Consider the following 21,948-nt stretch of genomic DNA (forward strand, 5'->3'; position numbering starts at 1 on the left):
CCGCTCCCACAGGGATTGGTGGGGCACATAAATTCCGGGCACCTGCCGGTCAGTCAGACGACCCCTTCGACCAATCTCTATTTCTTCATCCCGACCCGCCGTCGCATGTCGGCGGTGATGGTCTGGCGGGTTTTTTTCAGGTCCGCCCAAGGCTCGTCGCCGACTTCGGCCAGACGTTCATGCACGTTGTGTACGTTCCATTGATTGCCGCCCTTGAGCTCGGCCACCTCCTCCCGAAAGATCGGCACCGACACCGGTAATCCTTCGCGGGTGCGCACGGCGTAGGCGCAGATGGTGGTGGCACCCAGGCCGTTGCGCAGGTAATCGATGAAGATCCGCCCGACCCGGTTTTTCGGGCCGGACACCGCGGAAAACCGCTCCGGCAGTAACTTGGCCATGTGGCTGACAATCGCGTGGCTGAAGTCCTTGACCTCGTCCCAACCGAGCTTGCGGGTCAGCGGCACCACCAGGTGAATGCCCTTGCCGCCGCTGGTCTTGAGGAATGCCTTGAGCCCCAACTCATCGAGCACCGAGAGGGTCAACTGGGTCGCCTCGACCATGCTTTTCCACGGCAGCGCCGGGTCCGGGTCGAGGTCGAGAACGAAGCGGTCAGGCTTGTCGAGGTTGTCCGAAGTCGCGTTCCAGGTGTGCAGTTCGACGGTGCTCATCTGCACCGCGCCGATCAACGCCTCGGCGTTGTTGATGATCATCACCGGTTGCCCGGTCAGCGCCTTGTCGAGCGTGGTGATCCCCGGAATGGCCAGGCGCTCGGCGTTTTTCTGGAAGAACAATTCGCCAGCGATGCCGTCCGGTGCGCGAACCAGCGCCACCGGACGATCCTTGAGCTCCGGCAAAATCCATTGGGCGACGCTGGCGTAATATTCCGCCAATTGCACTTTGGTCGTGCCGCTGGTGGCATCGATGACCCGATCAGGATGGGTAATGCGCACCTTGCCATCGCCCAGGCCGATTTGCGAGGGCGCGGGTGCAGCCTTCTTTTTGGCAGCGGCGGCCGGTTTTTCGGCAGTGGTTTTTTTCGCGGCTGAGGTCTTCACGGCTTTCGGACGCTCCTCGGTAATCTCTTCGGCAGGTTTGTCGTCACGCAGGCCATGGAACACCGCATGACGCACCGACCCGTCCTTGGTCATTTCGGCAAAGGCCACTTCCGCCAGCAGGCTGGGTTTGAGCCAGTGCACACCCTTGGCGTCGAAGCCGCTCGGCGGGTTGACCACCGACGGTTTTTTCGCCTTCAACGGTTTCAATTGTTCGTAGATGCGCTTGAGCGTGGCCTCGTTGAAACCGGTGCCGACCTTGCCGGCGTAGCGCAACTCACCGCTGTCACGGTCATGCAGCCCCAACAGCAAGGCACCGAAGGCATTGCGCGAACCTTTCGGGTCGGTGTAACCGACGACAACGAATTCCTGCCGATGCTTGCACTTGAGTTTGATCCAGTCGCTGCTGCGCCGGGACACGTAAGGCGAACCCAGGCGTTTGCCGATCAACCCTTCCATCTGCATCTGGCAGGCGCTATTGAGCAAGGCCTCCGGGTCCTCGCCGAAGGCGTCGGAGAAGCGCAGCAGCGGGTCTTCATTGAGTTTGAGCAATGTCGCCAACGCGACCCTGCGCTCTTCGACGGGCACTTCGCGCAAGTCGACGCCATTGAGGTAAGGCAAGTCGAACAGGTAGTAAACGATGTTGCCGCTGCGGCCCGAATCGAAGGCATTTTGCAAGGCCTGGAAGTCCGGCACACCGTGCTCGTCGGCGACCACCATTTCCCCGTCGAGCCACGCCGATTCAAGGTTGAGTGCCGCCAGCGCCTCGGCCTGGCTGGGCAGTTTGTGCGTCCAGTCGTGGCCGTTGCGGGTGAAGAGTTTGACCTCGCCGTGATCGATGCGCGCCATGATGCGGTAGCCGTCGAACTTGATCTCGTAGCTCCACTCGCCTTCCGGGGCCTTTTCGACCAGCGTCGCCAGCTCCGGTTTGAGTTGGTCCGGGAGTTTGGCCTTGTGGGCGCCGGTCAGCTGCGCCGGTGGTTCTTTACGCGCGGCTTTGCGCTCCGGGGCTGCCGGCTTTTTGATCGGTTTGGGTTTTGCAGTCTTGGCGGCTTTTGGCGCTTTGGCGACGATAGTCCGATCGCTGAGCACGCTGTCGGGCTCGGCGGCGACCACGTCGTAATCACTTTCGGGTTTGGCCGCGCCGTCCTGATGCTTGATCAGAAACCATTGCTCCTGCTTGCCCGGCATGTGCGTGCGCACCAGGTTCCACAGGCCGCCGAGCTTCTCGCCTTGCAGCTCGAATTTCAGCTTGCCCTTGGCGTAGGCCTTGGCCGGATCCTCCTGGGGAATCCACACGCCACGGTCCCAGACAATCACATCGCCGGCGCCGTAATGCCCTTCGGGAATGCTGCCCTCGAAGGTCGCGTAGTCCAGCGGATGGTCTTCGACGTGCACCGCCAGGCGCTTGACCTTGGGGTCGAGCGACGGACCTTTGGGTACCGCCCAGCTTTTCAGCGCGCCATCGAGTTCCAGGCGAAAGTCGTAGTGCAAGCGCGAGGCGTCATGCTTCTGAATACAGAATTGCAAGGCATGGTCTTTCGCGGTTTTCCTGCCCGCGCGTTTAGTGGCGGCCGGCTCAGAGGTCGCCGAGAAGTCGCGCATGCGGTTGTAATCGTCAAGGTTCTTGCTCATGGCGCACCCGCTGACGACGAAACGATTCCGCCGATGCCCGGGCCGATGCGCGTGACGACCAGCGCGACCACGGCGATCCGTTCCACCCGCTGATAGCCGGGGGTCAACAGCTCTTCGCCGAACACGTCGGGATCGAGTTCGCGGTAAGTCCAGCCGAACATCGCCGACTCCAGGCGCGGCGTCAGCGCCGCGAGAAACGGATCGAAGCCATCGATCATCGCCACGCCGGTGTACAGCACCAGCGAGCCACCGGGCGCCAGCCGATACAGGGCTTGCTCGACGATGCGCAACGACAGTTGCTCGCCGTGCGCCCCACCGCCGTGGCGGTAAGCACGCTCGGCCGGGTCGGCCATGTAAGGCGGATTGGCGACGATCAGGTCGAAGTTGCCGTCGACGTCTTGCAGCACGTCGCTGGCCTCGATGCTGATGTTGGCGACCTCGGCCAGTGCGGCGTTGACGGCTGTCAGGCGCAGCGCCGCCGGGTTGATGTCGACGGCCAGGACCTCGGCCTCACGGCGCGCGCGGGCGATGACAATGGCCCCGACGCCCGCGCCGCAACCGATGTCCACGGCGCGCCTGATCGGCGCGAAGTTTTGTTGCAGATGGCTGTGGATCAGCTGGGCAAAACGGTAGGTGTCCGGGCCGAAGAACACCGCGTCGGCCGCATCGGTGGGGTATCCCGAATGGACGAACAGCAGATCGTCCAGGCTTGACCAGCGCACGCGGCTTTTCAGGTGTCCGTTGCTTTCTTCTAACACGCCGGCCTGTTGCAACTGGCGCTGTTCATCCACTGATAACAGGCCGGGTTCGAACGGCCGTGACCAGCCGAACACCTCGCGCAAGGTCCGCGCGCTTTGCCCGAAGTTGCGGTCATTGACCCGCTGGTGAGTCAGCGGTGTCGGGGTGATAAAACGGTAGCCGTCGGCCTGCAAGCGCCGCCCGAGTTGCAATAAGGCCAGATCGGCAGCGCCCAGTTGTGCTTCCTGGTTCATGACGTGCTCCCTATCGAAGGCTGGACTTGAGTTCGATAAACCGTCGCGTGGCCATCAGGCCGGCAGGATGGGAATGCCGCTGGGCGGACAGCCACGGGATCAGCACTTGCATCTGCTCGTGGGCGGCAAGACCGTCCAGCGCGGCTTGCAGGCTCACGATATCCGGGTCATTGGCGGGCAGTGTGGGTTGCGTTGCAGTGCTGATACTGCGTCGAGCCGCTGCCGGCGAACGCTCAGGCTTCCAGTTTCCGCCGATCCAGTCATGCAGCAACTGTTTTTCATAGGGGCTGAACACCCCGAACATGGCCGCGCCGTCGCCTTCGATCAATTGCCAGAAGCGGCTGGCTTGCGGGTCCTGGTGACGCTTGATCCAGCCCTTGTTTTCCAGGGCCACAAGGAAGCCGGGCAACTGTTCCGGCGTCGACAACCATTGATTGACGGTCTGGCCTTCGAAGCGGCAGTAATCGGAATGCATGTGCTGGCCGAACGGGCGCTTACGTTCGAGCATCTTCAGCACTTCGTCGTCCAGGTCGAACGACTCGATGATCGCGCGGCTGCCCTGCCCCAGGTCGTTGAGCCGATAACCCAGCGCGACCCGGCGCAAGAATTCCTCGCGATCGCCTTCCAGCGGCATCAATTGCTGCACCGCTTGCACGGCTTTGTGCGCATGGCCGGTACTGGCGTTGTCGATGGTCACGTGCAGGGTGAAATAGTAGGGATCAATGCCCAGCTCGCGGAGTTCATAGGCACTGATCAACAGGTGCAGCGGCAGTTGTTCATAGCCGAGGTTATAGCCGATCACCTCCGGCAAAAACTCGTCGCTGCAATAACCCAGCGCCAGTTGCACCGCGCCTTGCAGGTAGCGTTCATCGGCGATCACGGCGCCGTCCTGCAAGCCATGTTCGGCCAGCAATTTGCGGTAGATGACCACATGATTCTGCGCCGGATTGCCGTCGCCCAACTCTTCCAGATACGTGCAAATCAGCCCGTCGAAACGCGGATCGCGCCAGTGCCGCAGCAAGCCATACAGCCAGGCGCCGTCCACCAGTTTGGTCGGGGCAACGGCTTGCAGGAAAAACAGCGCACGCGCCTTGTTGCTGAAGAACTGCCGGGGCCCGCCGTCCTTGCGTTGTTGCAGGTAGTCGGCGTATTGGCGAGCGACCTCGGCGCAGTGGTGTTCGACAAAGGTGTGCAGCGCCGATAAGTCCCGTGGCATTTCCTCGGGCAGGTCCGTGGCGTGCTCAAGTTGAGCCTCCAGGAAGGTCCGGGCGAGCGTGCGCTGATGCTCGGCATCGTCGCTCAGCAACAGCTGCTCGTAGGTCTGCTTCAGGCTGCCCGCACCGGGAATCGAGTGTTCATGGGCAGGCTTGGATTCAAGTCGTGTCAGGGCAGTCATGGATGCGTCTCTCGATCGGTGGCCAGTGGCAGGACGCTCAATCAGCACGTCTCTACAGCAGCAGAGCGACTCGCCCGGAGAAAAATTCCATCGACGTTGAAAACGCCCGGACAGACGGGCTTGTGCGACGGCACTTGGCTTGCACGCAAGTGAATATACTCAGCGGGTGTGGACTCATCCTTCGGAGAGCAATCATGCGCACGGTTCACGTCATCGAGCCCGAACAAACCCCCGGTCCAGTCAATGTCGTCGGTGAAGCCATCACGATTCTCGCGGGTGGGGATCTGAGCAAGCCCTTTGAAATGCATATCCAGGAAGGTGTGCAAGGTGGCGGCCCGCCTCCGCATTTTCACCCTTGGGACGAGGCGTTCTATGTCATTGATGGTCAGGTGGAAGTGACGGTGGAAGGCACATCCACCACTGTGTCGACCGGGGGGTATGTGCATATTCCTGGCGGGGCGATTCATGCCTACAAGAACATCAGCGCCACGGCGAAAATGATTGGCGTGGTCTCTGATCCGCGTGGAGGGCAGTTTTTTGCGGCGATGGATCAACTTAAAGTGCCCGAGGATCTATCGCGGATCGTTGAAGTGGCCGAGCGCTATGGCGTTACGTTTCTGGTGTAGGGGTTTCTACGGATTGACCGCGTTACGTTCTTCGCGAGCAAGCCCGCTCCCACATTTGACCGCGTACGTCTGGACAAACCGATCAAATGTGGGAGCGGGCTTGCTCGCGAAGGCGGCCTGACAGCCAACCCGGTATTTATTGTTGCACCTCAGGCAACGCCGCCCTTGGCCTGCTGTTCCAGATGCACCTGCAAATCCGGATCAATACTCAGCGCCGCAGCCAGTTCATCCAGATAAGTGCGCTCGGCATCCTGCTGATCATCCACCAGCATCACACTGGCCAGGTACATTTCCGCCGCCATGCCGGAATCCGTTGCCGACTGCGCCACATCGGCGGCATCCAGTGGCCGGGCCACTTCGTCGTCCAGCCATTGCTGCAATTGCGGGTCGTCAGTGTGGCGGCCGATTTCAGTGCTGATCATCTGTTTTTCTGCGTCATCGATCCGGCCATCGGCCTTGGCCGCCGCGATCAATGCACGAAGGATCGCGTGGCTGTGGTCCTCGACTTCCGGGCCGGACAGCAGGTCGACGGTGCGCGGTGCCTCTTGCGGCGCCGAGGCCTGACTACGCTGCCAGGCCTGATACGCCTGGAACGCCATCATCCCGAGTGAAGCCAGCGCTGCGTAGTTGGCGCCGCCACCTGAGCTGGCCCGGGTCGAACCGCCCATGGGAGCGCCGCCACCCAGCAGCCCGCCGAGCAAACCGCCCCGGCCACCGCCTCCGGCACTCGCCCCGGCACCGCCGCCCAACAGCCCACCAAGCAATCCACCCAGGCCACCGAGCCCGCCTTGACCCGACGCGCCAGCGCCGCCCTGTTGCGACATCGAGCCCTGGCCGGCTCGCAATAGTTGTTCGAGCAGATCGCTGGTGTTCATGACGACGTCCTCATCGATGGGAGTGATCCGGTCAGGCAACAATAGTCCTCGCAGGCGTTTGCGCCACGACCGTTTGGCTGACGTGGAAGCCTTATTGTCCGGGGCTGTCACGTTAGTGAGACAGCGCTGGCGGTCGGTGGCACTTGACCTCGATTACCGTCGGCTGCGAGTGTTCTGCCTTCGTTGCCCACAGGATTAATAAATACATGGACCGACATCAGATTGTCGTCAGCGATGTCATCGAACCAGAGGTCGAGCACCTACTCAGCGCAGGATTAAGTGCTTTTAATCAGCAGATGTCGGGTGTCAATGACCGGCAGGCATTGGCGGTAACGGTGCGTGATCCGGTCAACCATCAGGTGCTCGGCGGTGTGACTGGGCGAACGTCGCTGGGGATGCTCTTTCTTGATCTGTTTTATTTACCGGAATCCCTGCGTGGCTCGGGACTGGGGTCGCGCCTGCTCAGTGCGTATGAGGATGAAGGACGTCGTCGCGGGTGCCGTTCGGCGGTGCTTTATACCCTCAGTTTTCAGGCGCCTGAGTTTTATGAGAAGCGTGGGTGGCAACGGTTTGGCGAAGTGCCCTGTGATCCGGAGGGTACGAGTCGGGTGTTTATGAGCAAGCTGCTGTGAGGGGTGTATATCCATTATTTGGGTGATGGCGGCTATTGGTTCCGCCCTTACGGCGGGTTACTTGGAAAAGCGCCAAGTAACCAAGCGCTTTTGCCCCTTTCGTTCGGTGCCTCGCCTAGGCTCGGCATGCCCTCGCTCCGGTCCTGCTCCGTGGGCCCGCCGCCATCGGCCATCCATGGCCGGGGGCGGCTAACCCGGCATCCCTGCCGGGTTACCCACTGCGCAGAACCTCCACTCGGCCTTACGATGGGGCGGTGCGTCAAAATCAAAAGCACGGCGGCCTGCAGGCCGGCCTGATTCCTGCGCACGCACTCCCCGTGACCTGATCGTTCCCACGCTCCGCGTGGGAATGCATCCCGTGACGCTCCGCGTCACCCGTGCGCAGGACGCGGGTCTTGCGTCGACAACGGGACGCGGAGCGTCCCCGCCGGCATTCCCACGCGGAGCGTGGGAACGATCATGTCCAGGCGGGCTTGCTCGCGATGCTGTTGATCTTGCCGTTGCTTTGCTTTGGCTTCAGATCTACCGCCCCTTTCCCAGAGGCCGAACGCAGGCGTTGCGTAGGGGGTACCGCGGCAAGGATGCCGCGGTAGCCGCCCCCGGCCATGGATGGCCGATGGCGGCGGGCCCCCGGAGCAATGCCGGAGTGAGGGCATGCCGAGCCTAGGCGAGGCACCGAATGGAGGGGCGAAGCGTTTTGCTTCCTTTTGGGCGTTTGCAAAAGGGAGTCGCTGTAAGAGCGAAACCATAATCAGCCGTTACCGCAGAAACGGATATGTACTCAGTCCCAGCCTTTTCTCAACTCCACAACCATCACCAATTTATCCAAAGTATTTTTCCCCCACGCAGCTAAGATTTACAGACGGTGAACCTTATCCCCGGATACCCGGTCGATACATGCAACCTGACTTGGTTTGCCGACACCCCTCATTGAAGGGGTGATAACTGGCTTGCTTCACTTTTTGGAGAACGCCCCCGTGATATCGACTCTACACATCGCCAGGCTCAAAGCATGGGGCGCCCATGGTTTTACCGCGACCGGCGTGGTCACCGCCTTCCTCGCCACCCTCGCCCTGCTGGAAAACCAACCGACCAACTGCCTGCTGTGGCTGGGCGTCGCGCTGATCGTCGACGGGCTGGACGGCGCGCTGGCGCGCAAGGTCAATGTCCAGTCGGTGCTGCCGAGTTTCGACGGTTCGATCCTCGACCTGGTGATCGACTACCTGACGTACGTGTTTATCCCGGCGCTGTTCATCTATCGCTACGTCCCGTTGCCGGACTACACGCTGCTGCTGACCGTGTCGCTGATCCTGGTCTCGTCGCTGTTTTGCTTCTGCAACGTCAACATGAAGAGCAAGGACAACTACTTTCAGGGCTTCCCCGCCGCCTGGAACGTAGTAGCCCTGTGCCTTTACATCATCGCCCCGTCGCCCTGGATCACCCTGCTCACCGTCATCGGCCTGGCGCTGTTGACCGTGACCCGGATGAAATTCCTGCACCCGTTCCGCGTGCGCAAGTTCATGCCGATCAACATTGCCGTGACCGCCATCTGGCTGCTGTGCAGCTTGTCGCTGGTGATCAACCATCCGGTCATCAACCCGCTGGTCATGGGGCTTTGGCTGCTGATGTCGGCGTATTTCCTGGGGATCTGCATCTGGCGCACGGCGATGGAATGGTTCGACGGGTCTCGGCACAAGTAACCCGACATGCCTATCCATATCGTGCGACTCGGTTCACCCCGCCAGCCTGACGAAGGCCTGCGGATAGGCACGGTGCGCCGCCCACCCCGGGGCGTGCCGAAAGCCGAGTTCGCCAGTCGGGATTTTTATGACGTCTGGCAACCGCTGCTTTCCCCCAGTGCCGAATTGGTTGCCGAAGCCCAAGCGGCGGAGGATGAGAAAGCCTGGGAGGCCTTTCGACGCAAGTTCAAGGCTGAGATGAACCATCCCGCGCCCAACCACTTACTGGATCTGCTGGCCGCCCTGTCCCATCAAACCTCGCTGGCCGTAGGCTGTTACTGCGAGGATGAGGCGCACTGCCATCGCTCCGTGTTGCGAGAGCTGCTGGCGGCACGTGGCGCCTGGATTGTGTGATCGTTTCAAGCCTTACAACTGCGGTTTTCCAATGCAAAAAAGCGCTATCGGATAGCTGGCGTCATCCAGTTCCAAAGCGCTTTGCATGAGTGCATCGTCAAATCCCATCACGACCACGGCCCCCAGTGCTTCGGCGGTCACTGCCAGATACATGTTTTGCACGACCGCGCCTGCTTCAAAATCGACGTAACGCGCACCGCGCAAGCCATCCGCTTGTTGATCGGCAAAATGCTCGAAGGCCAAGTCCCGGTTGCCGAGAATGACCACTACGGCAGAGGCGCTCTCCAACCACGTTTCATCCCCCAAGGCAGCTGAGTTCAAGACCCCCGCCTTCACCGCCGGGCCTGATAACTCCAGCTGAACCGCTTCCGGGTCGAACGTGTACAAGCCCGGCGCCAAACCGTGGACCCGACGAACGACGACACCCAGCGTCAATGGATACAACGCATGCGCCGAAGGCACCGAGCGCTTTCCGTCTACCGATGTTCGGCGTTGTCCGGCCGACAGAATGTTGAGCAAGGCGTCCAGTGGAAGAGGTTCGTCGGTGTAACTCCTGACGCTGCGTCTGCGGGAGATAAGGTTCTGCAGCGCCTGCGCGTTAAAAGCGTCCATTGCATTCCATCCTGATTGATTACCCGAACGCCATTTACGCCGATTCAGAAAACCTGGACAGGTTTATTTTGCATGACCTGCCACGCCGTCTCACCTTACGATCAACAGACCAAGGAATGAGGTCCCACATGAACAGCCAGATTCGACTCGCAACCGCAGAGGATGCGGCAGCCATCAGCCAGGTCATCATCCGGTCGCTGCGCCAGTCCAATGCTCAGGACTACTTGCCCGAAGTCATCGCACAGGTGGAGAAAAGCTTTTCTCCTGAGGCCGTGTGCGCTTTGTTGAACCAACGCCAGGTCTTTGTCGCGACCGTCGATCATCGGGTAGTCGCCACCGCCAGCCTGGATGGCGATGTTGTGCGCAGTGTATTCGTTGACCCCATCCATCAAGGAGGCGGACTCGGCAGGCAGTTGATGGCCACGCTTGAATCCATCGCTATTGACGCGAAAATCGCCGTACTGCGCGTTCCCTCCTCAATCACCGCTGAAGGTTTCTACATCAAGCTGGGTTTTCGCAAAGTACGTGATGAATTCCACGGCGCTGAACGCACGATCGTTATGGAGCGGCACCTACCGATGCTGGCCGACCGAGGCTGAGCGAAAACCGAGTCATCGTTCTTCGCGAGCAGGCTCGCTCCCACATTTGACCGTGTTCGCCTGGACACCTCGGTCAACAATGTGGGAGCGAGCCTGCTCGCGATAGCGGTCTAGCAGGCACCAAAAAACATCAAGGTGTAATCGCCACCTTCATCACCCCGTCCCGCTGATGCGCAAACAACTCATACGCCGCTTCAATGTCATCCAGCTTGAACCGATGGGTCACCAGCGGCGACAGGTCTACCCCGCCACTCTCCACCACCGCCATCAGCCGGCGCATCCGCTCCTTGCCGCCGGGGCACAGGGTGCTGACGATGCTGAAATCCCCGAGCCCGGCGGCAAAGGCGTCGAGGGGAATGCGCAGGTCGCTGGAGTAAACCCCAAGACTTGAGAGGCGGCCGCCCGGACGCAGCACCCGCAACGCGGACTCGAAAGTCCCTTGGGTGCCCAGCGCTTCGATGGACACGTCGACCCCTCGACCGTCGGTCAGCGCCATGATCTGCGCCACCACATCGCCGTCCTTGAAGTTGATCACGTGGGTCGCCCCCAACTGCCGCGCAACGCTCATGCGCTCGGGCACGGCATCGATGCCGATAATCGTGGTAGCGCCCTTGAGCCGCGCGCCGGCCACCGCACACAGGCCAATCGGCCCGAGGGCGAAGACCGCCACGGTATCGCCGATATTGACCTCGCCGCGCTCCGCCCCGGAGAACCCGGTGGACATGATGTCCGGGCACATCAGCACCTGCTCATCGGTCAGACCATCGGGGATCGGGCACAAATTGGCCAGCGCATCCGGTACCAGTACGTACTCGGCCTGGCAGCCGTCGATGGTGTTGCCGAATTTCCAGCCGCCGGCGGCCTTGAAGCCATGGCGGGTGTCCGGGCCATCCTGAGAGCCACATCCGCACAGGCACGCATAGCTTTGGCCGCTGGGGGTGATGGCGCCGGCAATCACCCGTTGCCCTTCGACAAAACCGCGCACCTGCGAGCCCAACCGCTCAATGATGCCCACCGGTTCGTGTCCGATCGTCAGGCCTTTGGCCACGGGGTATTCGCCGCGCAGGATATGCACGTCGGTGCCGCAGATAGTCGTGGTGGTGATGCGGATCAACGCGTCCAGCGGGCCGACCTCGGGGATCGGTTTGTCGTCGAGCACAATGCGGTTTTTCTCAACGAATATCGCGGCTTTCATGGTTGCCATGGCGGTTCTCCTGAGTGTGCGCGTGCGCTTGAGTTCAGCACGAACGCCAGCCTGCGCCGGACTGACGGACGGGAGGTTGATCATGGTCAATACTTAGGGGATTGAATGCCTGTCGAATGACTGCACGTCGGGCGGCAACGTCGGTTTCTGTTGTTGGTTAGACAGGGCCCGCCACCGGCTCGTTAACCCACGGGAGGTTTGTCATGTCTGAGCAATCGCGCTTCATGCTGGTCGCCTCGCCCCTGATGGAACACAGCCCCGCTTTCGACCGGGCCGCCGCGCTGGCCAAGGCCGAAGACGCGGCGCTGCACATCGTCGCCTTCGATTATCTGGAAGGCCTGGCGACGGCCAGTCTGGTCAATGAAAAAGCCCTGGAGCAGATACGCCTGGGCTACGTCGAGCGCCACCGCCAATGGCTGGAGGAACAGGCCCGGCCCTTGCGCAAAATCGGCGTCACGGTCACCACGGAGGTGGCCTGGGTCGAACGCCCGCTGGAGGAAATCCTGATTCACCTCAAAGAGCAGCCGATGGACGTGCTGATCAAGGCGCTGGAGCACGAATCGCTGCTGTCGCGGCTGATGTTTACCCCACTCGACGTGCATTTGCTGCGTGAGTGCCCGGTGCCGTTGCACTTTGTCAGCCACGCGGTGCACGCGTTGCCGCGCAAAGTGGTCGCGGCGGTCGACCCGTTCCATCGCGATGACCAGTACAAAAGCTTCAACGACCGGATCCTGCACGAAGCGTCGAAACTGGCGAGTTCTTGTAACGCTGAACTGGATGTGGTCTACGCCTATGACCTTTCCTCCATCAGCGCCGACGAATTCGGCTTCGACAACGGTTCGGCGTTTTTCTCGTCGGGCAAGGCCAAGACCGTGTTCGACTACCAGGAAGACGCGTTCCACGAACTGGCCGAGCGCAACGGCATCGCGCCGGAGCAGCGGCACATGATCATGGGCAACCCCGCCAAGGTCCTGACCCGCTACGCCGATGCCTACGATGTCGACGTGATCGTCATGGGCCGCATCGGCCATCGCGGCATGGGCCGGCTGATCGGCAGCACGGTCGAGCACCTGCTGTACAAAATGCCGTGCAGCGTTTGGGTGGTGTACACCGAGCGGCTGGATGAGTGACGGAACGGGTGAATAAAGCACAAAACCTGTGGGAGCGAGCTTGCTCGCGATGAAGGCCTTACATTCAACATCGAGGCTGGCTGACAGTCCGCCATCGCGGGCAAGCCACGCTCCCACAGTAGATCTCCAGTGAACACGGATTTGGGTTACGACACAGATCAAATGTGGGAGCGAGCCTGCTCGCGATGGCGGACTGTCAGGCAACATCACTGCCAACTGATACACCGTCTTCGCGAGCAAGCTCGGCTCCTACAGGGGATCGGCGTCAGGTCAACGCCGGGTGATGACCACCTCCAAGTATTCACTCGGCACCACCAGCGATTTGTCGCCCGCCCGGTTCATCCGGTTGATCAGCTCGGTCAGGTCTTGCTCCAGCGCCTTGCCGCCTTCGGGAGGCAGCGCCGCGAAAGCCTTGTGCAGCGGGCCGTACCAGTTACGGAACGTATCGATGAAATGCGCGGCCGAGCGGTAGCGGAAGTTGAAGGTCTTGCGCGTCACCTGAACCAGGAAATTGCGCTCGTCAAAGTGCTCGTGCAGCCAGGCCTCGGTGCCCCACAGTGAAGGCGGTTGGGCGCCCGGTGGCGGTGGCAGGTGGCGGCCCAGGGTCTTGAACATCTGGCCGACGAAGCCTTCGGGCGTCCAGTTGGCGAGGCCGATCCGGCCGCCAGGCCGACAGACCCGCGCCAGTTCCGTGGCGGCTTTGGCCTGGTCCGGCGTAAACATCACACCGAAAGTCGACAGCACGGCATCGTAACTGGCGTCGTCGAACGGCAGTGCTTCGGCGTCGGCCACCTGAAACGTCACTTCCAGGCGTTCTGCCCTGGCTCGGTCTTCGCCGCGCTCAAGCAACGCAGGCACATAGTCAGTGGAAGTAACGTGGCAACCACGGCGTGCGGCCGCCAGCGTCGCGTTGCCGTTGCCGGCCGCGACGTCGAGCACGCGTTCATCGCACAGCAGGTCGCAGGCCTCGGCCAGTTGCTCGCCGACGATCTGCAAAGTAGTGCCGATCACGGCATAGTCGCCGCTGGCCCAAGAGGCCATTTGACGGTTTTTCAAGGCAGTAAGATCAATGGGAGTACTCATGAATTCCGCTCCGTTGGGGTTGGAACACAGCCCGGCCTATTCTGCCGTGGTCGGATCGATGATGGCCGTGACTTGGGAAATACGGTTGGCCGGGAAACCGCTCAGCCTGGCGTGCTCCTTGATCAACTCTTCGTTGGGCGCGATGTACACGCAGTAGAGCTTGTCACCGGTGACATAACTCTGCTGCCACTGCACTTGCGGCAAATCGCGCAAGGTCCTGCAGGACTTTTGCGAAGCGGCTTTCAAATCCCTTTCTGACAGTGTTCCAGCACCCGGAATCTCGCGTTCTATGACGAACTTCGGCATGGCAACCTCTCATTCTTGTTATTGATGACAGGGCCGGCAGACCCTGTGTGCCAACTATCGCGCCAGGCAACGTCGGCGTCCTGCCCGATCGTCGGCCAAGGCTGTCCGATCGTCCGGAGATTTCGCGTGGCGCGGCAACAGGCTCACAATCAAAAGCTACCCGCCCACACGGGAAAGCCACCATGGATGCCTTGTCCCAGACCCTGCGTGTCGTGCGCCTGGTCGGCGCGATTTTCATCAACGCCCGATTCACCGCGCCCTGGTGCTACCAGTCGCCCAGCGCTGACACGGCAGCGCCCTTCCTGGAGCCCGGCGCCGAACGGGTGGTGATTTTCCACTTGATCACCGAAGGCGAGTGTTACGTCGAACTGGGCAATGATCCCCCGCTGCTACTGACGGCTGGCGATGTGGTGGTATTTCCCCAGGGAGACGCGCACCGCATGAGCTCTAAACCGGGACTGCCTCCGGCCACCGGTGCGCGACTGGACGTGGTGCTGGCGCGGCGTCCTCGGCAGTTGAGTTACGGCGGAGGCGGCGCGGTCACGCGGCTGGTGTGCGGCTATCTGGCGTGCGAGACGCGTCTGGCGGGCATGTTGCTGACCGGGTTGCCGGCCGTGGTAAGGGTCAATGTGCGCGGCTCGAATGCCGGTATCTGGCTGGAATCGTCGGTCCGTTATGCGCTGGCTGAAGCCCGGTCGCCAAGGCCTGGCGGTGAAGGCGTGCTGGCCAAGTTGGCCGAGGTGCTGTTCATTGAGGTGTTGCGCCTGTACATGCACGAACAGGGCGAAGGTCGTACCGGTTGGCTGGCCGGCGTGGGTGACCGAATTGTCGGCGCCGCCCTGAACGCGTTGCACAAAAAGCCCTGCCACGCCTGGACGCTGGATGAACTGGCGCGTACAGCCGGCACTTCACGGTCGGTGCTGGCGGAGCGTTTTCAGCAACTGGTGGGAAGTTCGCCGATGCAGTACCTGACGCAATGGCGGATGCTGCTGGCGGCGAACCTGTTACGCAGCAGTAACAGTTCATTGATGCGAATTGCCGAAGAGGTGGGTTACCAGACCGACACGGCGTTCAGCCGCGCCTTTCGTCGTGAGTACGGAGCGCCACCGGCGGCGTGGCGACGCAACCAGGTAACGTCTCGCCCCCACGCGTGACCGCAGCCTCGGACGATGTAGCAGCTGACGAGCCTGCGAGGCTGCGTTCGGCTGCTACACCGAACATCAAGGTCAAGCGGCTGCGGGGGCTTTGGCGTCGGCCTTGGCTTCTTCCAGCAACTGCTGAATCACTTTCTCCTGCGTCTCGTAGCTGCCTTCACCAAAGTGGGTGTAACGCACCTGGCCCTTGGCATCGATCAGGTAGTGAGCGGGCCAGTACTGGTTGTCGAAGTTGCGCCAGATCGCGTAGTTGTTGTCGATGGCCACCGGGTAGGTGATGCCGAGCTTTTTCACCTGATCCTTGACGTTGGCGATGATGCGTTCGAAGCCGTATTCAGGGGTGTGCACGCCGATCACGACCAGGCCGTCCTTCTCGTATTTCTTCGCCCAGTCCTTCACGTAGGGCAAGGTGTGCTGGCAGTTGATGCAGTCGAAGGTCCAGAAGTCCACCAGCACCACTTTGCCTTTCAGCGACTCGTTGGTCAGCGCTGGCGAGTTGATCCATTCGACCGCACCGGACAGCGACGGCATGGCGCCTTTGGCGTTATCCATCGAGTCCGCGCTGACCTTGCTGACGAAGTAATCGACCACTTTCGGTACGGTTTCCAACACGCTTTTCTCGACGCTGCTGACGCCTTCGGACGAGGTGCCGGCCAGCAATGTTTTATCGGCGCCGGTGGAAATCACCGCCGCCGCGGCCAGCACGGCAACACCGGTACCACGACGCAGCCAACCGGTGACCGGGATCGACCCTTTCAAGCGATTGACCAGGCTGCGACCGAAGAAGATCAAGGTGCCCAGGGACAGCGCACTGCCCAGGCCGTACGCCACCAGCAACAGACTGGTCTGGGCGTTCGCGCCTTGCAGCATGGCGCCGGTGAGGATCACGCCGAGGATCGGTCCGGCGCAGGGCGCCCAGAGCAGACCGGTCGCCACGCCAACCATGACCGAGCTCAACGGGCCGGACATTTTGCGGGTGTTGGGGTCGACGCGATTGCCCAGCAGCACGAAGGGACGTGCCAGCCAGCCGCCGATCCGCGCAGAAATCAGCGACAGCGCGAACAGTGCCATCACGATCAGGGCCACGTGGCGACCGGTGTTGTTGGCTTGCACGACCCACTCGCTGCTGACCACGGCCAGGCTGGAAATCAGCGCGAAGGTCAGGACCATGCCGCCGAGGGTGAGCAGGATCGAGGACCGGGTACGGTCGACACCGGCGAACAGAAACGGCACGACCGGGAGGATGCAGGGGCTGAGGACGGTCAATATGCCGCCCAGGAAAGCGATGAGAAACATGGGATCACCTTGAAAATATGAGCGGGACGTTGCACCGCATACCCTGTGGGAGCGTGGTGTTTACAGATCGGTGTTCGGGCTTCAGGCCGTCGGGTTATCCAGCAACTGCCCCTGCGGCGTGCGGCTGTAACCATCCTCGGCGAGGAAGGCACCCGCGCCCTTCTCGGCCACGGGCGTCAGTTGGAAGCAGGTGGCGCTGCCACAGCTGTTTTGCTCAACAGCGGCATTGGCGTGAGCGGCGGCGCCGGCAACAGAGAAGGCGATGGCGGTCAAAAAGCGCGTGACGTTGATCATGATGTTCTTCCTGATTCAAATGGGGTGGGCGTCGGGTGGTCGACGCACTCAGTTGTCCGAGTTGCAGTTGTCAGCCACTTTGCGGTAGTCCAGGACCTGGGTTTTGTTCTGGGAATCCAGGTAGGTCAGCTGGGCATCCACCACCCCGCAGGAAGAGGAAGCGTCCTGTTTCAGCGACACCACTTTCTTGATATCCAGGTGCGTGCCGTAGGTGTAGGTTTTAGCGGTGACATCGGCGGCTTCGGCACGGGCGGCCAAGGTGCAGATGTTCAGTGCGGCAAACAGGCAAGCGGCGTAGATGGCTTTAGTGTTCATGGTGGTTTCCTCAAGGCTTCAATAGGTCAAATCGTTTAGTGGGCCGAGGCGGTTTGGTTTGCCTCGATGGAACCTATTAGAAGCCCGCGAGGTATCCCGTATGTGTCGGGAACAGGCGCGTGTAAATCGGCAAGTATCAAAGTGGGGCCTGGATACAGAGCGATACAAAACCAGCGAAAAATCGGGTTTTTGCGTCTGCGTGTATCCACTGACAAGCCAGATACACTGCAATACAAAGGGCTGCGGGCGAACGCGCCAAGGCTCGATAGACTGTGCGACATTCCCCCTTTATAGAGGCAAGGCCCCATGGAACACGTCGATCACATTCTCATCGTGGACGATGACCGCGAGATCCGTGAGCTGGTAGGCAACTACTTGAAGAAGAACGGTCTGCGCACCACCGTGGTCGCCGATGGCCGGCAAATGCGCGCCTTCCTTGAATCGACGCCGGTGGACCTGATCGTGCTCGACATCATGATGCCGGGCGACGATGGCCTGATGCTCTGCCGCGAGTTGCGCGCGGGCAAACACAAGGCCACGCCGATCATGATGCTCACCGCCCGCAACGATGAAACCGACCGCATCATCGGCCTGGAAATGGGCGCCGATGATTACCTGGTCAAGCCGTTCGCGGCCCGTGAATTGCTGGCGCGGATCAACGCGGTGCTGCGCCGCACACGGATGCTACCGCCTAACCTGGTGGTCACCGAGACGGGTCGCCTGCTGGCCTTCGGACGCTGGCAACTGGATACGTCGGCCCGGCACTTACTGGATGAGGACGGCACCATGGTCGCCTTGAGCGGCGCGGAATATCGTTTGCTGCGGGTGTTCCTCGATCACCCGCAGCGGGTACTCAACCGCGATCAACTGCTGAACCTGACCCAGGGCCGCGACGCCGATCTGTTCGACCGTTCCATCGATTTGCTGGTGAGCCGTTTGCGTCAGCGCCTGCTCGACGATGCTCGCGAACCGGCGTACATCAAGACCGTGCGCAGTGAAGGCTATGTGTTTTCCCTGCCGGTGGAAGTCCTCGGAGCACCTTCATGAATCTCTCGATTCGCTGGCCGCGCACCCTGGCCTCGCGGCTGTCGCTGATCTTCCTGATCGGCTTGATTCTCGCGCAGGCACTGTCTTTCGGCGCGCAGTATTACGAGCGATACGAAAGCACCAAGAACACCATGCTAGGCAATCTGGAAACCGACGTTTCGACCTCCATCGCAATCCTCGACCGCTTGCCGGCCGAAGAACGCATGAGTTGGCTGCAACAACTGGAACGGCGCAATTACCGCTACCTGTTGAATGAGGGCTCACCGGGTGTTGCCATGAGCGATGCGCCCATCGCGATGACATCGATCAAAGAGGCCATCGGCAAGGATTATCCGATGACCTTTACCGACATCCCAGGGCCGATCAAACACTTTCAGGTCCACCTGAAACTGGCTGACGGCAGCCCGGTGACCATCGACGTGCGACCGTCGATGGTGCCGTTGTCGCCGTGGTTACCCATCGCGTTGCTTGGGCAGTTGGCACTGATGCTTCTCTGCACCTGGCTGGCCGTGAGAATCGCCATCCGCCCCCTCACCCGCCTCGCCGAAGCCGTGGACACCCTCGACCCCAACACCCACCCGGTGCTGCTGGACGAAAAAGGCCCGACCGAAGTGGCCCACGCGGCCAAGGCTTTCAACGCCATGCAGGTGCGCATCGCGGCCTACCTGAAAGAACGCATGCAGCTGTTGGCGGCGATCTCCCATGACCTGCAAACGCCGATTACGCGGATGAAACTGCGTGCCGAATTCATGGACGACTGCGTGGAAAAAGAAAAACTGTGGAGCGACCTGGGCGAGATGGAGCATCTGGTGCGTGAAGGCGTCGCGTATGCACGTAGCGTCCACGGCGCCACCGAAGAAAGCCGCCGCACCGACCTGGACTCGTTTCTCGACAGCCTGGTGTTTGACTATCAGGACATGGGCAAGGAAGTTCAGCTGAGCGGCAAAAGCGCCACCGTCATCGACACCCGCCCCCACGCCTTGCGCCGGGTGCTGGTGAACCTGACGGACAACGCCCTGAAATTCGCCGGGGCAGCAGAGCTGTGGGTCGAAAAGCAGGCCAATGGCAGCGTCTCGGTGAAAGTCATGGACCGCGGCCCGGGCATTGCCGAAGAACAATTGGCCCAAGTCATGGAACCGTTCTACCGCGTAGAAAACTCACGCAACCGCAGCACCGGCGGCACCGGGTTAGGGTTGGCGATCGCACAGCAACTGGCGTTGGCGATCGGGGGGTCGTTGACGCTGAGTAATCGTGAAGGGGGTGGGTTGTGTGCAGAACTCAAATTACCGGCGCAAAAAGCACATTGATTTGGTGCACAACAGCGATCAAGTGTGGGAGCGAGCCTGCTCGCGATGAGGTCGGCACTTCCAGCATTGCTGTCGCCTGACCCACCGCCATCGCGAGCAGGCTCGCTCCCACATGGGATTTTTTAGTGAACACAGGTTTTTTGCACGACAAAGATCAAGTGTGGGAGCGAGCCTGCTCGCGATGAGGCCGGCACTTCCAGCATTGCTGTCGCCTGCCAAACCGCCATCGCGAGCAGGCTCGCTCCCACATGGGATTTTTTAGTGAACACAGGTTTTGTGCACGACAAAGATCAAGTGTGGGAGCGAGCCTGCTCGCGATGAGGCCGGCACATCCAGCATTGCTGTCGCCTGACCCACCGCTATCGCGAGCAGGCTCGCTCCCACATGGGATTTTTTAGTGAACACAGGTTTTGTGCACGACAAAGATCAAGTGTGGGAGCGAGCCTGCTCGCGATGAGGTCGGCACTTCCAGCATTGCTGTCGCCTGACCCACCGCCATCGCGAGCAAGCTCGCTCCCACAGTAGATTTTTAGTGAACACAGGTTTTATGCACGTCAGCGATCAAGTGTGGGAGCGGGCTTGCCCGCGAAGGGGTCGGTACATTCAGCACTGATATCGCCTGACACTCCGCCATCGCGGGCAAGCCCGCTCCCACATTTGAATTGTGGGGTTTTGAGGGTTGTGGTTGGTCAAGCGACTACGCCCACCACCCCTTCCCCATGCATCTGCTGCAACAATGCCAAACCGCTGTCGATAAATTCCGGCGACCCCGTGGTCCCGGCCTCCACCGCTAATCCTTCCAGCTGCGCACGACCGTCCAGTTCGGGAAACTCGCCGATCCTCTGCAACAACCGCCACGCCAACGGGCTCAGTTCGGAAAACTTCACGCTCCAGTCTTCGGACCGACGAACCAGCAGCAATGTTGGCTGTTCCGGAGGTGCTTCGGGCTGATAATCCGGCCCCACCAATTGCACCGGCCAGGCATACGCCAACGGCCAGGCCAGCGGCGATACCTGCAACGGTCGCTCCAGGATCAACCCGGCATCACCGTGCACCAACGGCTCATCCTCGGATTGTTGCAACGCCATCTCGACCCACTCGTAATGCGCCAGCTCGACCATGAATGGCGGCCAATCCCCCTTACTCAACGCAGGCGGCTCGGACGCCAGGAACTCGACGAACTCACTGGCAATCTCACCGAATTTCGGCGTGTGCGCACGGTAGTCCCGCAGAAAAACCCGCACCAACGTGCGCCACTGTTCATCCCCGAGAATCTTGATCAGCACCGGAAACGTCCCGCTGAGCAGCGTCGACAGGTTGAGGAAAATCAGGTCGCGATACACCTGTGCCCGCGCCACGTCCATCTCGGCTGGCGGCTCGCAGTGTTCGGGATCGCGCAGGTAAAGCCCCATCGTGTTTTGTTGCTGAAACAGACTCGGCTTATCCACGGTTCACCCCCTCGGCTTGCAGGCGACGAATGGTCTGCAACTCGGCCACCAGTTCAGAAAACGCCGGGAAGTTGAAATCCCGTTCCAGCAACGTCGGTTGCGCGCCGAAACGGGCGTAAGCCGCCGCCAGCAACGACCAGACCACCGGTTTGACCGAGGCGCCGTGGGTGTCGATTTTCAAGGTATCGGACTCATCGAAGTGCCCGGCCACGTGCATGGCAACCACCCGGCCCGAGTCGATGCCGGCCAGAAAGGTCTGTGGATCGAAACCGTGATTGATCGAGTTGACGTAGACATTGTTGACGTCCAGCAGCAGGTCGCAATCGGCTTCGCGCAGCACCGCGTTGGTGAACGTCAGCTCGTCCATGTCCTGCTGAGGCGCGGCATAGTACGAGACATTTTCCACCGCCAATCGCCGACCCAGAATGTCCTGGGCCTGGCGGATGCGCGCGGCAACGTGATGCACCGCCTCTTCGGTAAACGGCAACGGCAGCAGGTCGTACAGGTGACCGTCATCGCTGCAGTAGCTCAAGTGCTCGCTGTACAGCGGCACCTTGTAGTGATCGAGGAAAACCCGCACCTCTTGCAGAAACCCGACGTCCAGCGGCGACGGGCCGCCCAGTGACAGGGACAGGCCGTGACAGGACAACGGATAACGCTCGGCCAGGGCACGCAACGCATGACCATGGGCGCCGCCGATGCCGATCCAGTTCTCCGGTGCGACTTCCAGAAAATCGAAGTCACCCACCGGGGCGGCTTGAAGGTCTTTCATTAAACCGCGACGCAGGCCGAGCCCGACGGTGGCCTTCGTTGATGTGTGAGAGGTCTGCATGATGTCGATCTCAGGGTTGC

General features: G+C 61.1%; 22 protein-coding genes. 9 read left to right on the forward strand and 13 right to left on the reverse strand.

The window, feature by feature from the left end:
• Positions 1-77: 77 nt before the first annotated feature.
• From ligD to ACA057_RS19715, 3 genes are read right to left on the reverse strand one after another with little or no spacing between them, the layout of a single operon-like run.
• Positions 78-2,687 carry a DNA ligase D gene (gene ligD, locus ACA057_RS19705; RefSeq protein ID WP_497341565.1) on the reverse strand — a complete coding sequence of 870 codons (2,610 nt, stop codon included), beginning with the start codon at positions 2,685-2,687 and terminating at the stop codon, positions 78-80.
• Positions 2,684-3,679 (reverse strand): methyltransferase, encoded by a 996-nt coding sequence (locus ACA057_RS19710; protein WP_497341567.1) that lies wholly within the window; start codon positions 3,677-3,679, stop codon positions 2,684-2,686. Before ACA057_RS19710 ends, ligD begins: the two co-directional genes overlap by 4 nt.
• A 10-nt stretch (positions 3,680-3,689) precedes the next feature.
• Positions 3,690-5,075: an iron-containing redox enzyme family protein gene (locus ACA057_RS19715; protein WP_497341569.1), complete on the reverse strand. Its 1,386-nt coding sequence runs from the start codon at positions 5,073-5,075 to the stop codon at positions 3,690-3,692.
• A 194-nt stretch (positions 5,076-5,269) separates the two neighbouring features.
• On the opposite strand from ACA057_RS19715, the gene ACA057_RS19720 reads away from it, so the two are divergent.
• Entirely contained in the window at positions 5,270-5,701 is a 432-nt protein-coding gene (locus tag ACA057_RS19720; protein WP_497341571.1) for a cupin domain-containing protein, read from the forward strand.
• Between the two features lie 149 nt (positions 5,702-5,850).
• On the opposite strand, the gene ACA057_RS19725 is transcribed toward ACA057_RS19720, so the two are convergent.
• Positions 5,851-6,576 (reverse strand): tellurite resistance TerB family protein, encoded by a 726-nt coding sequence (locus tag ACA057_RS19725; protein WP_497341573.1) that lies wholly within the window; start codon positions 6,574-6,576, stop codon positions 5,851-5,853.
• Between the two features lie 206 nt (positions 6,577-6,782).
• Here ACA057_RS19725 and ACA057_RS19730 point away from each other — a divergent pair, with 206 nt between their 5' ends.
• From ACA057_RS19730 to ACA057_RS19740, 3 genes are all read left to right on the forward strand, one after another.
• Positions 6,783-7,208, forward strand: coding sequence for a GNAT family N-acetyltransferase (locus tag ACA057_RS19730; protein ID WP_497341575.1), 426 nt, complete (start codon positions 6,783-6,785; stop codon positions 7,206-7,208).
• Positions 7,209-8,185: 977 nt separating this feature from the next.
• The gene (gene pcsA, locus ACA057_RS19735) at positions 8,186-8,908 is read left to right on the forward strand and encodes a phosphatidylcholine synthase (protein WP_497341576.1); all 723 of its coding nucleotides are present in this window, start codon (positions 8,186-8,188) and stop codon (positions 8,906-8,908) included.
• A gap of 6 nt (positions 8,909-8,914) precedes the next feature.
• Positions 8,915-9,301 carry a DUF488 domain-containing protein gene (locus ACA057_RS19740; RefSeq protein WP_497341577.1) on the forward strand — a complete coding sequence of 129 codons (387 nt, stop codon included), beginning with the start codon at positions 8,915-8,917 and terminating at the stop codon, positions 9,299-9,301.
• Between the two features lie 12 nt (positions 9,302-9,313).
• On the opposite strand, the gene ACA057_RS19745 is transcribed toward ACA057_RS19740, so the two are convergent.
• Positions 9,314-9,913 carry a SagB/ThcOx family dehydrogenase gene (locus ACA057_RS19745; protein ID WP_497341578.1) on the reverse strand — a complete coding sequence of 200 codons (600 nt, stop codon included), beginning with the start codon at positions 9,911-9,913 and terminating at the stop codon, positions 9,314-9,316.
• A gap of 128 nt (positions 9,914-10,041) precedes the next feature.
• Here ACA057_RS19745 and ACA057_RS19750 point away from each other — a divergent pair, with 128 nt between their 5' ends.
• Positions 10,042-10,512: a GNAT family N-acetyltransferase gene (locus ACA057_RS19750; protein ID WP_497341579.1), complete on the forward strand. Its 471-nt coding sequence runs from the start codon at positions 10,042-10,044 to the stop codon at positions 10,510-10,512.
• A 130-nt stretch (positions 10,513-10,642) separates the two neighbouring features.
• Here the strand turns inward: ACA057_RS19750 and ACA057_RS19755 are convergent, their stop codons facing one another.
• Entirely contained in the window at positions 10,643-11,716 is a 1,074-nt protein-coding gene (locus ACA057_RS19755; protein WP_497341581.1) for an NAD(P)-dependent alcohol dehydrogenase, read from the reverse strand.
• 203 nt (positions 11,717-11,919) lie between these two features.
• On the opposite strand from ACA057_RS19755, the gene ACA057_RS19760 reads away from it, so the two are divergent.
• The gene (locus tag ACA057_RS19760) at positions 11,920-12,846 is read left to right on the forward strand and encodes a universal stress protein (protein ID WP_497341583.1); all 927 of its coding nucleotides are present in this window, start codon (positions 11,920-11,922) and stop codon (positions 12,844-12,846) included.
• 270 nt (positions 12,847-13,116) lie between these two features.
• On the opposite strand, the gene ACA057_RS19765 is transcribed toward ACA057_RS19760, so the two are convergent.
• Positions 13,117-13,929 carry a class I SAM-dependent methyltransferase gene (locus ACA057_RS19765; protein WP_497341585.1) on the reverse strand — a complete coding sequence of 271 codons (813 nt, stop codon included), beginning with the start codon at positions 13,927-13,929 and terminating at the stop codon, positions 13,117-13,119.
• Positions 13,930-13,965: 36 nt separating this feature from the next.
• Positions 13,966-14,235, reverse strand: coding sequence for a DUF4242 domain-containing protein (locus ACA057_RS19770; protein WP_497341587.1), 270 nt, complete (start codon positions 14,233-14,235; stop codon positions 13,966-13,968).
• Between the two features lie 182 nt (positions 14,236-14,417).
• Between ACA057_RS19770 and ACA057_RS19775 the strand changes: the two genes are divergently transcribed.
• Complete coding sequence (locus ACA057_RS19775; protein WP_497341589.1) at positions 14,418-15,389, forward strand: AraC family transcriptional regulator; 972 nt, start codon at positions 14,418-14,420, stop codon at positions 15,387-15,389.
• Positions 15,390-15,461: 72 nt separating this feature from the next.
• Here ACA057_RS19775 and ACA057_RS19780 read toward each other — a convergent pair whose 3' ends face one another.
• The 3 genes from ACA057_RS19780 to ACA057_RS19790 all read right to left on the reverse strand — a co-directional run bounded on the left by ACA057_RS19780 (position 15,462) and on the right by ACA057_RS19790 (position 17,294).
• A complete protein-coding gene (locus tag ACA057_RS19780; protein WP_497341591.1) occupies positions 15,462-16,685 on the reverse strand; it encodes a cytochrome c biogenesis protein DipZ in 1,224 nt (407 codons plus the stop codon).
• An 81-nt stretch (positions 16,686-16,766) separates the two neighbouring features.
• On the reverse strand, positions 16,767-16,979 hold the full coding sequence (locus ACA057_RS19785; RefSeq protein ID WP_497341593.1) for a hypothetical protein: 213 nt from the start codon (positions 16,977-16,979) through the stop codon (positions 16,767-16,769).
• Positions 16,980-17,027: 48 nt separating this feature from the next.
• Positions 17,028-17,294, reverse strand: coding sequence for a DUF2790 domain-containing protein (locus ACA057_RS19790; RefSeq protein WP_059402844.1), 267 nt, complete (start codon positions 17,292-17,294; stop codon positions 17,028-17,030).
• 306 nt (positions 17,295-17,600) lie between these two features.
• On the opposite strand from ACA057_RS19790, the gene ACA057_RS19795 reads away from it, so the two are divergent.
• Together ACA057_RS19795 and ACA057_RS19800 are read left to right on the forward strand one after the other, a co-directional pair.
• The gene (locus tag ACA057_RS19795; RefSeq protein ID WP_497341595.1) at positions 17,601-18,341 is read left to right on the forward strand and encodes a response regulator; all 741 of its coding nucleotides are present in this window, start codon (positions 17,601-17,603) and stop codon (positions 18,339-18,341) included.
• Complete coding sequence (locus ACA057_RS19800; RefSeq protein WP_497341597.1) at positions 18,338-19,648, forward strand: ATP-binding protein; 1,311 nt, start codon at positions 18,338-18,340, stop codon at positions 19,646-19,648. Before ACA057_RS19795 ends, ACA057_RS19800 begins: the two co-directional genes overlap by 4 nt.
• 689 nt (positions 19,649-20,337) lie before the next feature.
• On the opposite strand, the gene ACA057_RS19805 is transcribed toward ACA057_RS19800, so the two are convergent.
• Together ACA057_RS19805 and ACA057_RS19810 are read right to left on the reverse strand one after the other, a co-directional pair.
• Complete coding sequence (locus tag ACA057_RS19805) at positions 20,338-21,096, reverse strand: HvfC family RiPP maturation protein (protein ID WP_497341599.1); 759 nt, start codon at positions 21,094-21,096, stop codon at positions 20,338-20,340.
• Positions 21,089-21,928: an HvfB family MNIO-type RiPP peptide maturase gene (locus ACA057_RS19810; protein WP_401357808.1), complete on the reverse strand. Its 840-nt coding sequence runs from the start codon at positions 21,926-21,928 to the stop codon at positions 21,089-21,091. Before ACA057_RS19810 ends, ACA057_RS19805 begins: the two co-directional genes overlap by 8 nt.
• Positions 21,929-21,948: the final 20 nt, after the last annotated feature.

This window comes from Pseudomonas sp. LBUM1661 (genome assembly GCF_059695925.1).

Coding starts and splice junctions, on each gene's coding strand:
- ACA057_RS19790 (WP_059402844.1), bottom strand. CDS start 17,294: ATGAACACTAAAGCCATCTACGCCGCTTGCCTGTTTGCCGCACTGAAC.
- ACA057_RS19775 (WP_497341589.1), top strand. CDS start 14,418: ATGGATGCCTTGTCCCAGACCCTGCGTGTCGTGCGCCTGGTCGGCGCG.
- ACA057_RS19730 (WP_497341575.1), top strand. CDS start 6,783: ATGGACCGACATCAGATTGTCGTCAGCGATGTCATCGAACCAGAGGTC.
- ACA057_RS19765 (WP_497341585.1), bottom strand. CDS start 13,929: ATGAGTACTCCCATTGATCTTACTGCCTTGAAAAACCGTCAAATGGCC.
- ACA057_RS19740 (WP_497341577.1), top strand. CDS start 8,915: ATGCCTATCCATATCGTGCGACTCGGTTCACCCCGCCAGCCTGACGAA.
- ACA057_RS19715 (WP_497341569.1), bottom strand. CDS start 5,075: ATGACTGCCCTGACACGACTTGAATCCAAGCCTGCCCATGAACACTCG.
- ACA057_RS19795 (WP_497341595.1), top strand. CDS start 17,601: ATGGAACACGTCGATCACATTCTCATCGTGGACGATGACCGCGAGATC.
- ACA057_RS19720 (WP_497341571.1), top strand. CDS start 5,270: ATGCGCACGGTTCACGTCATCGAGCCCGAACAAACCCCCGGTCCAGTC.
- ACA057_RS19750 (WP_497341579.1), top strand. CDS start 10,042: ATGAACAGCCAGATTCGACTCGCAACCGCAGAGGATGCGGCAGCCATC.
- ACA057_RS19810 (WP_401357808.1), bottom strand. CDS start 21,928: ATGCAGACCTCTCACACATCAACGAAGGCCACCGTCGGGCTCGGCCTG.
- ACA057_RS19745 (WP_497341578.1), bottom strand. CDS start 9,913: ATGGACGCTTTTAACGCGCAGGCGCTGCAGAACCTTATCTCCCGCAGA.
- ACA057_RS19710 (WP_497341567.1), bottom strand. CDS start 3,679: ATGAACCAGGAAGCACAACTGGGCGCTGCCGATCTGGCCTTATTGCAA.
- ACA057_RS19800 (WP_497341597.1), top strand. CDS start 18,338: ATGAATCTCTCGATTCGCTGGCCGCGCACCCTGGCCTCGCGGCTGTCG.
- ACA057_RS19770 (WP_497341587.1), bottom strand. CDS start 14,235: ATGCCGAAGTTCGTCATAGAACGCGAGATTCCGGGTGCTGGAACACTG.
- ACA057_RS19780 (WP_497341591.1), bottom strand. CDS start 16,685: ATGTTTCTCATCGCTTTCCTGGGCGGCATATTGACCGTCCTCAGCCCC.
- ACA057_RS19725 (WP_497341573.1), bottom strand. CDS start 6,576: ATGAACACCAGCGATCTGCTCGAACAACTATTGCGAGCCGGCCAGGGC.
- ACA057_RS19760 (WP_497341583.1), top strand. CDS start 11,920: ATGTCTGAGCAATCGCGCTTCATGCTGGTCGCCTCGCCCCTGATGGAA.
- ligD (WP_497341565.1), bottom strand. CDS start 2,687: ATGAGCAAGAACCTTGACGATTACAACCGCATGCGCGACTTCTCGGCG.
- ACA057_RS19785 (WP_497341593.1), bottom strand. CDS start 16,979: ATGATCAACGTCACGCGCTTTTTGACCGCCATCGCCTTCTCTGTTGCC.
- ACA057_RS19755 (WP_497341581.1), bottom strand. CDS start 11,716: ATGGCAACCATGAAAGCCGCGATATTCGTTGAGAAAAACCGCATTGTG.